Genomic DNA, 14,793 nt, shown 5'->3' with positions numbered 1-14,793 from the left:
CGAAGGGAGTGGGGATGGCTTTTCCCCATCGCGCGAGATGGCTGAATATCTTCCTCTATCACTTCCCGATGAGCCCAAGCTCACGCATAATATCACTTGGTTTGCGCGCGCTCTGCGCAAAGCGGGTTTGCCGATCGGGACAGGGCGTTTACTGGATGCGATCCGTGCGGTCCAGGCTGCGGGGTTCACCAACAAAGAAGACTTCTATTGGACACTTCATGCCTGCTTCGTGTCCCGTCCGGAGCATCGCGTCGTGTTTGCACAGGTGTTTCGGCTCTATTGGCGGGATCCAAGGTTTTTGGAACATATGATGTCCATGATGCTACCCGCTGTGCGCGGAGTGCAGGAGGATCGTGCGGCACAAGCTGGAGAAAAACGTGCGGCAGAAGCTTTGCTGGATGGGTTTGATCATACTGTTCCGGAAGGGCAGCAAGAGGAGCAGGGCACAGAGATAGAACTTGATGCTTCCATGACCATGTCCTCGGAAGAAAAGCTGCGCACTTTGGATTTTGAACAAATGAGCACAGAAGAAATTGCGCAAGCCAAGCGCATGCTTTCAAGGCTTACTTTGCCGGTAGACCCCATTGCATCCCGCCGTACGCAGGTCGCCGCCCGTGGCCGTCAATTGGATTGGCGCGCCACGTTAAAGCACGCGATGCGACATGGCGGCAATGTCTCCAATCTCAAACACAAAGACCGAAGTGAGCGTTGGCCCAATTTAGTCGTGATCTGCGATATATCGGGTTCGATGAGCCAATATAGCCGTATGGTGCTACATTTTTTGCATGCCGTAGCCAATCATAAAGGGGCGGGATGGGCCAAAGTCCACGGATTCACATTTGGCACACAGCTCACAAACATCACGCGCCACTTGGCGACAAAAGATGTTGATGCTGCTTTGGCTGCTGCTGGCGCGGAGGCGCAGGATTGGGAGGGGGGAACCCGTATTGGGGAATGCTTGCATGATTTCAATCGGGATTGGTCTCGGCGCGTGATGGGGCAGGGGGCTGTGGTCTTGCTCATCACTGATGGATTGGACCGTGGGGCTCCTGATGCTCTTGCAAAAGAAATGAAACGTTTACGTTTGTCCGCGCGCCGTTTGATCTGGCTTAATCCTTTGTTGCGTTGGGAAGGTTTTGCAGCAAAAGCACAGGGTATTCGCGCAATGTTGCCGCATGTAGACAGTTTTCGCGCAGGCCACTCCATTGCCTCCATTGAAGCGCTTGCCGAGGCACTCTCAAAGCCTGACGATGTTGGTGAAAAGGCGCGTCTGTTGCGAGCGCTGGAATGACTGTGAGCCGGCTGTATATCTTGGGGTCGTTCAAGAGTTTGCTTGTTCTTTGCTGCGAAGCAGCCCAAGTCATCACGAAATATAGGGGATAGCATGACAGAGATGCAGGTCGGCGCGCCAGAGTTGGCGTTGGATTGGCACCGCACCGGTAGGGGCGCGGCGCTTGCGACGGTTGTGGAAACTTGGGGGTCCGCTCCGCGTCGTGTCGGCGCGCAGATGGTTGTGTCTGGTGATGGGCAGATAGAAGGCTCTGTTTCCGGTGGCTGTGTCGAGGGTGCCGTGATGGTCGAAGCGATGGAGGCCATCGAAACTGGTAAGAGTGCGCTGTTGGAGTTCGGTGTCTCTGATGGCGATGCTTTTGCGGTTGGCTTGGCCTGTGGCGGTACAATCAAAGTGCTGGTGGAACCTGTTGGGCAGGTTTTGCCGGAGGCCGTTTTGACAGAGCTTGTGGCAGCACGCACCGCGCGCAAAGCCGTAGCTTATGTGGTCAATCCTCGCACCAGCGGCGGGACATTGCTCTATGACGGTTTTGAAGCACGCTTTCGCATGGATCGCTCAGGGCTTGAGGAGAATGGTACCTTTGTTGCGATTCACAATCCGCCTCTGCGCCTTATTGTGGTCGGAGCGGTTCATATTGCGCAGGCTTTGATCCCTATTGCACGGCTTGCCGGGTTTGATCCCATTGTTGTGGATCCGCGCTCCGCGTTTGGATCTGAAGCGCGTTTTCCGGGAGAAACCATTTTGGATGACTGGCCGGATGAGGCCTTGCAGCACCTTGGAGTGGATGCGCGCACCGCGTTGGTCTTGTTGACGCATGATCCCAAGTTGGATGACCCTGCATTGCATATCGCGCTGCGTTCTGAGGCGTTTTATATCGGCGCGCTTGGCAGTTCGCGCACACATGCCAAACGTTTGGAGAGGCTTGAAAGTGCTGGGTTTGACCAAAGAGCGCTTGCGCGCATTCATGGTCCGATTGGCTTGGACATTGGCGCGGCGAGCCCCGCTGAGATTGCGATCTCCATTATGGCGGAAATGTTGCTGGTACTGAGGACAGGCGCATGAAGTTCGGAGCGGTTGCCATTGAGGAGGCGGTTGGCGCTGTGCTGGCGCATTCTCTTGTCGCTGGTAAGAGAATTCCAAAGGGCACAGAGCTTTTGCAATCTCATATCGAAGATCTGCGCGCAGCAGGCATTGAAGAGGTTACGGTTGCGCGTCTTGAAGATGGAGATGTGGATGAAGATACGGCGGCTGAGACCCTTGCCCAAGCCGTTTTGGGAGCATCTGTTGGCATTCGGATGACTGCGGCTGGCGCTGGGCGGGTCAATCTTTATGCGGAGCGTTGTGGTTTGATCCGGGTCAATATTGATACGGTGCACCAAATCAATGCCGTGGAGCCGATGATCACCATTGCAACCGTGCCAGATCACCACCGCGTGGATGCCGGTGGGATGATCGCGACGATTAAGATTATCGCCTACGCGGTGTCGGATGAGGCTTTAAAGGCAGCGGCTTCTATTGCCGAGGGCGCTGTTGCCTTGTGTCGACCAGCCTTCAAAACGGCAACTTTGATTGAGACAACGATCGGTGATGTGCCTTCTGATAAGGGACGCCGTGCAATGGCTGGGCGTGTTGAGCGCATGGAGATGGGGCTGACGCCACGTGTGTTGGTGCCCCATGCTGTCGCAGAAATCGCTTCAGCGGTCTCTTCAGCGGTCGGGGACGTCATTTTCATTCTAACCGCGTCTGCCACCTCCGATCCGCATGATGTCGCGCCTGCTGCGGTGCGGTCGGCAGGAGGAGAGGTCGAACGGTTTGGCATGCCGGTGGACCCTGGAAATCTCCTCTTCTTGGGACGTATTGGCGACAAGCCCGTCATTGGCTTGCCTGGTTGCGCGCGCTCGCCCGCATTGAATGGCGCTGATTGGGTGTTGGAACGTGTCGTCTGTGGATTGGACGTCAGCCATGACGATATAGCAGCCATGGGGGTTGGCGGATTGCTGAAAGAAATTCCGACACGCCCGATGCCGCGTGAAAAAGGCATTTGATCGAGGCTGCTGCACGCGCAGCTACGACCAATGTCTACGACCGTTCTCTCCCATTGGCTGAAATACCACCTTCTCAAGTTCATGAGGGGCTGCTTTACTCTTGGCCAATAGCCAACTCAAAATTGGGAGGAGCCAATGTCACAGGTCAAAATGACCGTGAATGGCAAGGAAATGTCCGGCGAAGCAGAAGGGCGTACCTTGTTGAGTCAGTTTCTACGCGAAACGCTTGGACTTACGGGAACACATGTTGGTTGCGATACAAGCCAATGTGGTGCCTGTGTCGTGCATGTCGATGGCGTTGCGGTGAAATCTTGCACAATGCTTGCTATGGAGGCTGATGGTGCCGACGTGGCTACCATCGAAGGGCAGGCGGCCGCAGATGGCACTTTGAATGCCTTGCAGCAGGCCTTTCAGGACCATCATGGTTTGCAATGCGGGTTCTGCACGCCGGGTATGATCATGTCTGCCGCAGACCTATTGAAGACCAATCCGCAGCCGACCGAAGCAGAAGTACGTCATCATCTTGAGGGCAATATCTGTCGCTGCACGGGCTACCACAATATCGTCAAGGCTATCATGGCGGCGAGTGGTCAGGATGTGAGTAGCATCGCGGCTGAATAACTGAGCGCCCGCGCTGGAGGAGGCGTGAGGCATTGCAGTTGGACATCAGAGATCGGAGGTGTAGGCAAGGCCCCCTCTGGTCCATAGGGAGGAAAAACATGCCGAAAGATCATGGCATTGGCGCCAGCCCAAAGCGGCGCGAAGACGTCCGGTTTTTAAGCGGAACCGGCAATTATACCGATGACATCCAGATCAATGGACAGGCTTATGTGCATTTTCTGCGTTCTGACATCGCACATGCCAAAATCAGGTCCATTGATACGACGGCGGCCGCGGCGATGCCGGGGGTCGTTCGTATATTTACCGGTGCCGATTTTGAGGGGATTGGAGGTATTCCCTGCGGTTGGCAAGTGACAGATCGCCATGGTGAACCTATGCAAGAGCCCGCGCACCCCGTGCTGGCGCAGGGCAAAGTCCGCTATGTTGGCGACCAAATAGCTGCCGTTGTTGCAGACACGATCGAGCAGGCGCGTGACGCTGCTGAAGCAATTGATGTTGAACTTGAAGAGCTGCCAGCCGTGGTAGATATGAAGGCCGCTCTGGAGGAGAACGCGCCCAAGGTCCATGACGATCTGACGAGCAATCTGTGCTACGATTGGGGCTTTGTTGAGGAGAACAAACCTGCCGTTGATGCGGCTTTTGAAGCGGCAGCGCATGTGACGACGCTTGAGTTGCGGAACAATCGCTTGATTGCCAACCCAATGGAACCGAGGGTCGCGATTGGTGATTTTAATCGCGCAACTGGTGACAGCACGCTCTACACCACCAGTCAAAACCCACATGTGATCCGCCTTCTCATGGGCGCGTTTGTGCTTGGCATCCCTGAGCACAAACTGCGCGTGGTCGCGCCCGACGTCGGTGGTGGATTTGGGACAAAGATCTTCCACTATGCCGAAGAAGCCTTCTGTACCTTTGCGGCAAAGGCACTGAACCGGGCGGTAAAATGGACCTCGACGCGGTCTGAGGCCTTTATCTCAGATGCGCATGGGCGCGATCATGTCACCAAAATTGAACTGGCCTTGGATGCCGACAACAATTTTACGGCTTTGCGGACGGATACGCATGCAAACATGGGGGCCTATCTGTCCACGTTTGCGCCCTCTGTGCCAACCTGGCTGCATGGGACATTGATGGCGGGCAACTACAAGACGCCGTTGATTTATGTGAATGTCAAAGCGGTGTTCACAAATACCGTGCCGGTAGACGCCTATCGAGGGGCCGGACGGCCCGAGGCGACATACCAACTGGAGCGGCTGATTGACAAAGCGGCGCTTGAGCTTGGGGTGGACCCGATTGCGTTACGACGTCAGAATTTTATCACCGAATTCCCTTATGCGACGCCGGTCGCGGTGGAATATGATACCGGAGATTACCACGGTACAATGGACGCGCTTGAGCGTATGGCCGATATCTCCGGGTTTGAGGCGCGTCGTAAGGAAAGTGAAGCGCGTGGCAAGTTACGCGGATTTGGTGTCAACTGCTACATTGAGGCTTGCGGCATTGCCCCCTCCAATCTGGTGGGGCAACTCGGTGCGCGTGCAGGGCTGTATGAAAGCGCTACGGTGCGGGTGAATGCCACAGGCGGCATTGTGGTGATGACGGGATCTCATAGTCATGGACAGGGTCATGAGACATCCTTCCCTCAAGTGATTGCCGAAATGATCGGTATTGACGAAAGTATGGTCGAGATCGAACATGGGGATACGGCTAACACCCCCATGGGCATGGGCACCTATGGGTCGCGATCCATTGCTGTGGGCGGCTCCGCCATGGTGCGCGCCACTGAAAAAATCATCGCCAAGGCCAAAAAGATTGCTGCCCACCTGATGGAAGCTTCCGAAGCCGATATAGAGCTGAAGGATGGAGCGTTCAGCGTTGCGGGGACGGATAAATCCGTTGCCTGGGGAGATGTAACTCTGGCAGCCTATGTGCCACACAATTATCCTCTGGAGGATATTGAGCCGGGGCTGGAAGAAACCGCCTTTTATGATCCGGCCAACTTTACCTACCCTTCAGGGGCTTATGCCTGCGAAGTTGAGGTTGATCCAGACACCGGCAAGGTGACGATTGAGGCCTTCAATGCAGCGGATGATTTTGGCAACATTATCAACCCGATGATTGTTGATGGGCAAGTGCATGGCGGGATTGGGCAAGGTATCGGTCAGGCGCTTTTGGAGAATGCGTCATATGATGAGAATGGCCAGCTCTTGAGTGCGTCTTACATGGACTATGCCATGCCACGCGCCAGCGATGTGCCATTCTTTGGCGTGGATCACTCCAGTCAGACCCCCTGCACGCACAACCCCCTTGGGGTTAAGGGCTGCGGTGAAGCTGGTGCGATTGGGTCTCCGCCTGCGGTGGTCAACGCAGTCGTAGACGCGTTGCGCTCCGGGGGACATGATATCACGCACATTGATATGCCAGTCTCGCCTTCACGCGTCTGGCAAGCCATGAACGGCTGAGGGAGAAACAGCTATGTATAACTTTGAGTTTGAAAAACCCTCGACCATAGCAGATGCGGTTGCATCGCTTGCAGAGGAAGATGCTATGGCGTTGGGAGGCGGGCAAACACTTTTGCCCACCATGAAGCAACGCTTGGCGAGCCCAAGTAAAGTGGTTAGCCTGAAGGCGATCGCCGAGATGCAGGGCATCTGTGTTGCAGACGATGGTTCCGTCTGCATTGGAGGTGCCACGACACATGTGGAGGTGGCCTCTGGCGAGGAGGTTTTTCCTGGATTGGCGGCTTTGGCTGCGGGCATCGGCGACCCAGCCGTGCGGGCGCGTGGCACAATTGGCGGTTCCCTTGCGAATAATGATCCTGCGGCCTGTTATCCGGCAGCCGCATTGGGGGCTGGGGCAACGATTGTGACAAACGCGCGTCACATCGCGGCTGATGACTACTTCCAAGGTATGTTCACCACCGCTCTCGAAGAGGGAGAGATCATCACCGAAGTGCGTTTCCCGATACCTCAGGCGTCTAATTATCAGAAGTTTGAACAACCGGCCTCTCGTTTCGCTTTGGTAGGCGTGTTTGTCGCCAAGGTTGCGGATGGTGTTCGGGTGGCTGTGACCGGGGCATCTGAAGACGGTGTCTTCCGCTGGTCGGAAGCGGAAACTGCGCTGTCCACCAACTTCACTGCAGATGCGATTGCTGAGCTGACGTTGTCAGAGGATGGTATGATCTCTGATCTTCATGGCACGGGAGCTTACCGTGCGCATTTGGTGGGTGTTTTGACACGCCGTGCGGTTGCGGCGGCATCGTAGCACGGGCCATTCTTGTGTGACTTAGGGGCGCCTAGCGATCGGGCGCCCCATGTATCTGGAGAAGCGCAGGATGATACGGGACATCTGGGCAAGTTTTCTCACACTTCCACTGTGGGTGCGGCTTTGGATGGGGCTTATCCTTGTGCCTATAAATTTGTTTTCTCTAAAATTTGTTGGCAGGCATCCTCATGCCACTTGGATTGCTGTTTTATGCATTATGGGGATGTTGGCGAATGTCCCGATTTTACTGCGCCAGCGGGAATTCTCTTCAGCGCTCGCTCTCCCGCATTTGATTTTCTGGACGCCTCTTATCGTCGGGATTTTAGTGACGCCGACGATCTGGCTGCAACCCATGTCGTCTTTTGCAAAGTTTCTTATGGTCCTTTTGGTGGTGAATGGCATCTCACTGGCATTTGACACGCTAGAGGCAGCCAAATGGCTGAGAACCAGACGAGGAGGGCGCGTCTAGTCGTGTCGCGAGGCCTTCGTTCTGGTTGCTGTTATGATGCTGGTAGATTGCTGGGATCAAATTGGCACCATTCCCCTGCGCGTTGGAGTGCCTGACCAAAGCCTTCGGGAGAAAAACGCCCAAAAACAACAGTTTCTTTCTGAGTTTCGCGCTCAATCATGACGTCAATGGTGGACTTTGTTGAATCTATTGCCCCTATGAACTCCGAAAGCATGCCATCCGTCATTTCGATGCTATAGCCAGCTGGACCATCGTGGGTGAACATTTCATCCCCCAACCAGCTGGGTTCGCCGTCAAGCTCTAGTGCGGGGTAATCGTTGGCATCCCATGGGGCTTCTGTTTCTCCCGGCCATTGAGCATAGTTGTAGGACAGGCTGGCATTGTATCCTTGATTGTAGAAGGTCAGAACCAAGGCACCTGATGTGTGTTTTGCAGGAAATTGAGTGAAGACATAGCAGGCATGTCCAACATGCGCTGCGGCCCAATTACCGCTTTCGAATGTGGTTGCCGACGCTGCAGTGGCTGCCAGCAGAGATGCTGCAATGAGTGTTTGAAATTTCATGGATATATCACCGTTGTTTCTGAGCAAAAGTCGGAATAGTGGGGGCATCCTTCAAGGCATAGGTAAATTATTCGTGCTGAAATGAAAAAGCCCCTGCATGCCGTCATGCAAGGGCTCCTGAAAGTACGTAAAACTGAGTTTACTTTATTTGGTAAGAGGGCCAATCATCATGATCATTTGGCGGCCTTCCATCTTGGGCATATTCTCAACTTTGCCCAGTTCCTTAATGTCTTCTGCAACGCGTTCCAGAAGCTCACGCCCCAGATTTTGGTGCGCCATTTCACGACCACGGAACCGCAGGGTCACTTTGACCTTATCGCCTTTTTCAAGGAACTTAATCACATTGCGCATTTTGACATCATAGTCGTGCGTGTCAGTGTTCGGACGGAACTTGACCTCTTTGACTTCGATGGTCTTCTGCTTTTTGCGCGCCTCGGATTCGCGCTTTTGCTGTTCATATTTGAACTTGCCAAAATCCATGATCTTGCAAACTGGTGGGTTTGCATTTGGAGAAATCTCAACAAGATCCAGACCAGCCTCTTCGGCCATTGCCATGGCTTTTGCCGGATGCACAACACCAACGTTGTCGCCATCTGCGCCAATCAAGCGGATTTCAGGGGCGCGAATACGTTCGTTTACGCGAGGGCCGGTGTCACGCTGAGGCGGTGCGTTATGAGGTCTGCGGGCTATCGTTTTGTTCCTTCAATGGTGGATATCTTTGGGACCGCAATTTATGCGCGCTTTTGCGCCGTTACAACCGCCGAATCCCGATCCGTGATGTAAATCACCGTCGTTTCCCCCTTGAGAAGAGGCTTTGAAAGGCCGACCTGTCCGTTAGAGCCCCTCAGATCAGAGGGACGAAGAGGCAAAACGGGAGTTTATCTGATGAAGAATCTTATTTTGGTAGCGGTAGCTGCTGGTGCGGCCGTTGTCGGTTACGTGCTTTGGGACCAGTCCAAGCAAGAGACACCATTGGCAGATGCCGTAAATGAAGCTGCAGAAGCGATGGCGGAACAGACTGAGGCTGTTGTAGAGGCCGCGACCGAGACAGCTGAAGCCGCTGCTGATGCGGTTTCCGAAAACGTGACCGAGGCTGCGGAGGCAGTTGCAACGCAGGTTGACGTGGTTCAGGAAGCCGCCGAGGAAATGGCAGCAGAGGCGGTTACCGCAACCGAGAGCGCTGTTGCCGCGACAACAGAGGTTGCTCAAGAGGTGGCGGATACGGTTGCAGCTGAAGTGGAAGATGCGACCACCGCAGCAACCGAAGCTGCTGAAAGTGCTCTGCAAGCGGGAAACACAGCTGTTGAGGCCACGACCGAAGCCGCTGAAGAGGTCGTTACAGAGGCTGCCGGCGCGGCTGAGGCTACATCTGATGCCGCAACTTCAGAAGCGGTTGCGGATTTGTTCACCGCTGACGGATTTGACTTGAACAAAGTCAACGAATTTATCGATGCTTCTGCACTCAATGACCTGCAGAAGACAGCTCTGAAAAGCTCTCTGGAGTCTGCGATGGCCAATCCCGAAACACTCGCGGCGGCACTGGAGAAAGCTAAATCAGCTTTGGGTCTGTAATACCACTCAAACCATGAAGACCAAAAAACGCCCTCAAGAAATTGAGGGCGTTTTGCATTTATCTTCGGTGGCTGAGAGCAAAGAAGATCAGTCCAAAAAGGCTTTCTCTACCACGTATTGCGCTGGCTTGCTGTTGGCGCCTTCCTCAAGGCCCGCATCTTCCAGAAGTTCTTTGAGCTCAAGGTTGAAGGCCAGGTTACCACAGATCATCGCACGATCGCTTTCTGGATTGAGGGGGTCAATTTCCAGATCTTCAAACAACTCTCCGGAACGGATCAGATCAGTGATCCGGCCCATTTTCGCGCTTTCTTCGCGGGTGGTTGTTGGGTAGTAACGGATCTTTTTGTGGAAGTCCTCCCCCATCAACTCTGCCAGCATTTCGTCGTTCCGAATGCTTTCAATCAGATCGCGACCATAGGTCAATTCACCAACTTCGCGGCAGGTGTGCGTGATGATGACCTCATCGTAGTCTTCATAGGTTTGAGGTTCGCGGAGCAAAGATGCAAAAGGGGCGAAGCCTGTGCCTGTCGCGAAAAACCAGATACGTTTACCCGGAATCAGTGCGTCATGTACCAGTGTTCCCACCGGTTTGGGGCGCAGAATGATTTCGTCACCAACCTTGATATGCTGCAATTTGGATGTCAGCGGGCCATCTTGCACTTTGATGGAGTAGAACTCCATTTCATCGTCCCACGCAGGGGATGCGATTGAATAGGCACGCAGAAGTGGTTTTTGCTTGCCTGTTTTTGGGTTCACGTCTCCCATCAGGCCAATCATCACAAACTCACCAGAACGGAAGCGCAAAGTGGAAGGTCGTGTGCAGCGGAAGGAGAAAAGGCGATCAGTGTAGTGCTTTACTTCCGTAACGGTTTGGGCATCGGGAAGGGCTGGCACTTTTGCAGATTTTTCTTCGGTCACAGGCGTTTGCTCAGTCATATCAAAACAGGCGGGATTGCCACGCCTCCTCATGTATCATCTTTTTAAGGGTTTTGAAGCTATATCAACGATGCGACTTTGACATATCGCAAGTCGCATCGTGATTTTGCTATGTGTTTCAGCCACGCATGCGCGCCTGATAGTCGTGAGCTTGCCAATCAGCGCGGAAATTCCACTCGCTTTCTGGCTGGCGTTGAGCAAGTTCATCGGAGATTTCGATCTCATCAAAACCACAGCGACGCGCCATGGCATATTGATCGGAAATCACATGCCCTTTGGCACGCAAGCGTCCGGTGAAGCCTGCAAGTCGTAACTGTCGGGCTATGGTAAAGCCACGCCCGTCAGCGAAACTAGGGAAATCCACCCGAACCATCTGAACGCCGGATAGGCGGTCGATCACGTCTGCTGGATCGGTGTCAGAAGGCACGTCTAAGGCGGCAACGTCATTGGCAGCATCATCCAGCGGCGAAAAGCCGAGGGTCCAGTCATCGGTGCCAAAACCTTCATCAGTGATTAGTACGGTCATGCTGTTTCTCCGCTTCGCACCATTTTGCCGTTCACAAAATGGATGCCACATTCGTCTTTGTCTTGTCCACGCCAGCGCCCTGAGCGGGGATCTTCACCCTCAGCCACCTTGGATGTGCAGGGCGCACATCCAATTGAAGGATAGCCTTGCGCCACCAATGGATGCCGAGGCAGGCGGTTTTCTTCCAAGTATGCACGGATATCTTCCGGTGCCCAATGTGCCAAAGGGTTCACCTTGATGCGCCCTGTGAAGTCTTCGACTTCAAAAAAGTCCAAAGCCGATCGGGTGCCCGACTGAAACCTTTTTCTCCCAGTAATCCAGCCATCGTAGCCGCGCAGGGCTTTTTGCAAAGGCCGCGTTTTGCGCAGCGAACAGCAGGCATCTGTGTCGTGTTGATGCAGTGTGCCATGCGGATCTTCTGCGGCTATGGTTGCTTCGCTGGCGCGAATGACTGTTACATTTTGCAAGTGCAGTCGTTCTGCAATCTCTTGCTGATACACGAGCGTCTCGGCAAATAGCAGTTCGGTATCAACAAACAGCACAGGTATATTGCGATCAACGATGGCTGCCATATGCAAGAGCACAACCGACTCCGCGCCAAAGGAAGACACCAAAGCCAGTTTCCCGGCTTGTGGATCCTTAAGGGCGGCCTCCATCACAGAGGTTGCCGAGTGATGCCTGTAGCGCGTGTTGAGTGCCTCTACTTTCGCCGCTAACGGATCCACACGATCTGACCCCGGGGCTTGCCCGGTGATCAGAGGGGATGTCAGAGGCGTTACACCATCATGCCGCATTTGCCTGAACCTCGGGGTAGAGGTAGGTTTTGAATGGCGCCAAGCCCAGACGGCGATAGGTTTGGAGGAAGGTTTCCTCCTCGCTGTCACGCAGTTCCAGATAACCTTTCACCAAGCGTTCAATTGCGGGGACAATCTCATCATATGCAAAGCCGGGCCCAGCACGCTGGCCAATTGTGGCATCCCATGTGGCATCGCCACCCAAGGTGATCTGGTAGTTCTCAACGCCAGCACGATCCAGGCCGAGAATGCCGATATGGCCCACGTGGTGGTGGCCGCAGGCGTTGATGCACCCTGAAATCTTGATTTGCAGATGACCGATGTCATGCTCAAGCTTCAATTCCTCAAAGCGCGTGGCAATCTGTTGTGCAACAGGGATAGAGCGCGCCGTGGCAAGCGCACAATAGTCCATGCCGGGGCAGGCGATGATATCACTGATCAACCCGATGTTCGCGGTGTGAAGCTGAACTTCGCGCAGCGCCGCGTAGATCGCTGGCAGGTCGGACTTGTGAACATGAGGCAGAATGACGTTCTGTTCATGGCTAATGCGCAGCTCATCATGGCCATAGTCACGCGCGATTTGCGCCAAAGCGCGCATTTGCTCGGCAGAGGCGTCTCCGGGGGTGTCTCCGTGCTTTTTGATGGAAACTGTCACAATGGCGTAGCCCGGTGCATGGTGTTCCGTCAGGTTGGTGTCAACCCAGCTGCGAAACAGCGGGTCGGCATCATATGCGGCATCAAAGGCCGCTGTCGGTGCGTCGCGGAATGCGGGAGGGGCAAAGTGTTGCTTGATCTCTGCAAACAGGGCTTGATCCACACCTTTGAAGGTCGGGCGCACGGATTTGTAACGCTCTTCAACTTTGGCGCGGAATTCATCGAGGCCAGTTTCATGCACGGTGATCTTAATGCGTGCCTTGTATTTGTTGTCACGACGCCCCGTTTGGTTCCAAACCGAGACCGTGGCCTCGATGTAGGGCAGCAGGTCTTCGCGTGGTAGAAAGTCATTGAGCACCTTGCCAACCATCGGCGTGCGGCCCAAGCCACCGCCAACGAGAACCTGATAACCGGTTTCTCCTGCCACATTCTTCACAATGCGAATGGCCAGATCGTGCGCCTTCAACACGGCGCGATCTTGCGCACCGGCGCTGACTGCGATTTTGAATTTACGCCCCATGAACTGAAACTCCGGGTGGTCGGTGGACCATTGGCGGATCAACTCAGCCACTGGGCGCGGATCTTCGACTTCATCTGCTGCAGCGCCGGAGAAGTGGTCAGCGGTTACGTTACGGATGGTGTTTCCAGAGGTTTGAATGGCATGCATGCCGACTTTTTCAAGCGCGTCCAGCATGTCAGGGACATCTTTGAGCTTTGGCCAGTTGTATTGAATATTCTGACGTGTGGTGAAATGCCCATAACCTTTGTCCCACTTTTCTGCGAGCAGGGCGAGCGTATCCATCTGGTCGGAACTTAAGGTGCCGTATGGAATGGCGACACGCAGCATATATGCGTGCAGTTGCAGATACAGGCCGTTCATCAAGCGAAGAGGCTTGAATTCATCTTCCGTCAGATTGCCAGCGATGCGGCGTTCTACCTGTGCTCGGAATTGACGATTGCGCTCAGCCAAAAAGGCTTTGTCAAATTCGTTATACTGATACATGGGTGGGACCTTTTCTTTCTGCAGAAAGGACGACCGATTAAACGGCCTGACCATCCTGCGGCTGTGTCTCTGCCTGTTTTCCGTGGAAATAGTTTGACGGCCCGGTACGGCGGAACTCTTCGCGGAAGTGCGTTGGTTCTGGGCCATTGTCTCCAGCGACGGCATCAGCGAGGTACGCGCCGACAACATAGTCGACCTGCTGTTGTGCCTCGATCAGGCGCAACTGCGCATGTGCTTCGTCTGTCAGCAGTTCAGCGCAAGCCATATCGCGAGTCCAAGTGTCTGCTGCAGTGAAGTAAATCACGTCGCCCTCGAGGAGGGCGTTGGCGGTGATGACTTTGGGTGTGAATGCGCGGGGCATTTGGCCGACTCCGGTGTTTGACTTTGAATGGAATATAGGAAATATTCCCGCCAATCCGCCAGATGCGGGGAAAAATAGAAACATGCGTTTTGGCGTTGCGCGGGGAGTGCGCCAAAGTTCCACAAAAGGCGAGGGAATTGGGATGGCGTTGCGTATCGACGATATGGATAAGAAAATTCTCGGCGAGCTGCAACGGGATGCTGCGCAGTCTTTGGACGAAATTGCCAAACGTGTGGGCTCTTCCAAGACACCGGTTTGGAATCGCATCCGTAAACTCAAAGAAGCTGGTGTGATCCGCCAGCAAACAGTGCTTCTTGACGCGGAAGCCCTTGGTTTTGATGCCTGTTTTTTTGTTCTGATCCGCACCAGCGAACATGAGGCGGATTGGCAGGCCAAGTTCCTGAAGGCGCTGCGAGAGCGCCCTGAAGTGCTCGAAGCGCATCGTTTGGCGGGCGACATAGACTATATCCTGAAAGTTCAGGTTCAAAACGCGCGCGCCTATGACAGCTTCTATCAAGCTTTGATTTCGGAAGTGAAAGTGCACAACGTTACAGCCTTGCTTTCTATGGAAGAAATCAAGTCAACCAGCATGCTGCCGCTCTGAGCGTTAACGTGCCCAGGCACGGCAGGGCCGCGTGGGGTATTGCATCTGTATCACGTCGGTATTCCAGGGGTATTGGGGAGGTGCAAGCGAC

General features: G+C 54.4%; 16 protein-coding genes. 9 read left to right on the top strand and 7 right to left on the bottom strand.

The genetic code is table 11. The features are described from left to right. Nucleotides 1-37: 37 nt before the first annotated feature. From J7382_RS09445 to J7382_RS09415, 7 genes are all read left to right on the top strand, one after another. Nucleotides 38-1,291 (top strand): VWA domain-containing protein, encoded by a 1,254-nt coding sequence (locus tag J7382_RS09445; RefSeq protein WP_209068806.1) that lies wholly within the window; start codon nt 38-40, stop codon nt 1,289-1,291. Nucleotides 1,292-1,384: 93 nt separating this feature from the next. Further along, entirely contained in the window at nt 1,385-2,353 is a 969-nt protein-coding gene (locus J7382_RS09440; protein WP_247744940.1) for an XdhC family protein, read from the top strand. Beyond that, nucleotides 2,350-3,336 carry a molybdopterin-binding protein gene (locus J7382_RS09435; protein WP_209068805.1) on the top strand — a complete coding sequence of 329 codons (987 nt, stop codon included), beginning with the start codon at nt 2,350-2,352 and terminating at the stop codon, nt 3,334-3,336. The genes J7382_RS09440 and J7382_RS09435 overlap by 4 nt, the downstream gene beginning before the upstream one ends. 135 nt (nt 3,337-3,471) lie before the next feature. Continuing rightward, nucleotides 3,472-3,957: a (2Fe-2S)-binding protein gene (locus J7382_RS09430; protein ID WP_058237993.1), complete on the top strand. Its 486-nt coding sequence runs from the start codon at nt 3,472-3,474 to the stop codon at nt 3,955-3,957. 98 nt (nt 3,958-4,055) lie between these two features. Further along, nucleotides 4,056-6,419 (top strand): xanthine dehydrogenase family protein molybdopterin-binding subunit, encoded by a 2,364-nt coding sequence (locus J7382_RS09425; RefSeq protein WP_209068804.1) that lies wholly within the window; start codon nt 4,056-4,058, stop codon nt 6,417-6,419. 13 nt (nt 6,420-6,432) lie between these two features. Then, on the top strand, nt 6,433-7,221 hold the full coding sequence (locus tag J7382_RS09420) for a xanthine dehydrogenase family protein subunit M (protein WP_209068803.1): 789 nt from the start codon (nt 6,433-6,435) through the stop codon (nt 7,219-7,221). A gap of 70 nt (nt 7,222-7,291) precedes the next feature. After that, nucleotides 7,292-7,690, top strand: a complete 399-nt coding sequence (locus J7382_RS09415; RefSeq protein ID WP_209068802.1) for a hypothetical protein — start codon at nt 7,292-7,294, stop codon at nt 7,688-7,690. Between the two features lie 31 nt (nt 7,691-7,721). Here the strand turns inward: J7382_RS09415 and J7382_RS09410 are convergent, their stop codons facing one another. Beyond that, entirely contained in the window at nt 7,722-8,252 is a 531-nt protein-coding gene (locus J7382_RS09410; RefSeq protein WP_209068801.1) for a hypothetical protein, read from the bottom strand. A gap of 144 nt (nt 8,253-8,396) precedes the next feature. Continuing rightward, nucleotides 8,397-8,942, bottom strand: a complete 546-nt coding sequence (infC, locus tag J7382_RS09405) for a translation initiation factor IF-3 (protein WP_209069144.1) — start codon at nt 8,940-8,942, stop codon at nt 8,397-8,399. A gap of 195 nt (nt 8,943-9,137) precedes the next feature. On the opposite strand from infC, the gene J7382_RS09400 reads away from it, so the two are divergent. Continuing rightward, the gene (locus J7382_RS09400) at nt 9,138-9,824 is read left to right on the top strand and encodes a hypothetical protein (RefSeq protein WP_209068800.1); all 687 of its coding nucleotides are present in this window, start codon (nt 9,138-9,140) and stop codon (nt 9,822-9,824) included. An 87-nt stretch (nt 9,825-9,911) separates the two neighbouring features. Here J7382_RS09400 and J7382_RS09395 read toward each other — a convergent pair whose 3' ends face one another. The 5 genes from J7382_RS09395 to J7382_RS09375 form a co-directional block, all read right to left on the bottom strand. Then, nucleotides 9,912-10,760, bottom strand: a complete 849-nt coding sequence (locus J7382_RS09395; RefSeq protein ID WP_209068799.1) for a ferredoxin--NADP reductase — start codon at nt 10,758-10,760, stop codon at nt 9,912-9,914. A 118-nt stretch (nt 10,761-10,878) separates the two neighbouring features. Beyond that, nucleotides 10,879-11,286 carry a DUF934 domain-containing protein gene (locus J7382_RS09390; protein ID WP_209068798.1) on the bottom strand — a complete coding sequence of 136 codons (408 nt, stop codon included), beginning with the start codon at nt 11,284-11,286 and terminating at the stop codon, nt 10,879-10,881. Next, a complete protein-coding gene (locus J7382_RS09385) occupies nt 11,283-12,080 on the bottom strand; it encodes a phosphoadenylyl-sulfate reductase (RefSeq protein WP_209068797.1) in 798 nt (265 codons plus the stop codon). Before J7382_RS09385 ends, J7382_RS09390 begins: the two co-directional genes overlap by 4 nt. Further along, the gene (locus J7382_RS09380) at nt 12,070-13,737 is read right to left on the bottom strand and encodes a nitrite/sulfite reductase (protein ID WP_209068796.1); all 1,668 of its coding nucleotides are present in this window, start codon (nt 13,735-13,737) and stop codon (nt 12,070-12,072) included. The genes J7382_RS09385 and J7382_RS09380 overlap by 11 nt, the downstream gene beginning before the upstream one ends. 37 nt (nt 13,738-13,774) lie before the next feature. Further along, nucleotides 13,775-14,098: a DUF2849 domain-containing protein gene (locus tag J7382_RS09375; protein ID WP_209068795.1), complete on the bottom strand. Its 324-nt coding sequence runs from the start codon at nt 14,096-14,098 to the stop codon at nt 13,775-13,777. Nucleotides 14,099-14,240: 142 nt separating this feature from the next. Between J7382_RS09375 and J7382_RS09370 the strand changes: the two genes are divergently transcribed. Beyond that, nucleotides 14,241-14,702 (top strand): Lrp/AsnC family transcriptional regulator, encoded by a 462-nt coding sequence (locus J7382_RS09370; RefSeq protein WP_058238136.1) that lies wholly within the window; start codon nt 14,241-14,243, stop codon nt 14,700-14,702. Nucleotides 14,703-14,793: the final 91 nt, after the last annotated feature.

Origin of the sequence: Shimia sp. R11_0 (genome assembly GCF_017744035.1) — a bacterium.
Taxonomy (GTDB): domain Bacteria; phylum Pseudomonadota; class Alphaproteobacteria; order Rhodobacterales; family Rhodobacteraceae; genus Shimia; species Shimia marina.
This window is presented reverse-complemented; position numbering and strand designations above follow the sequence as displayed.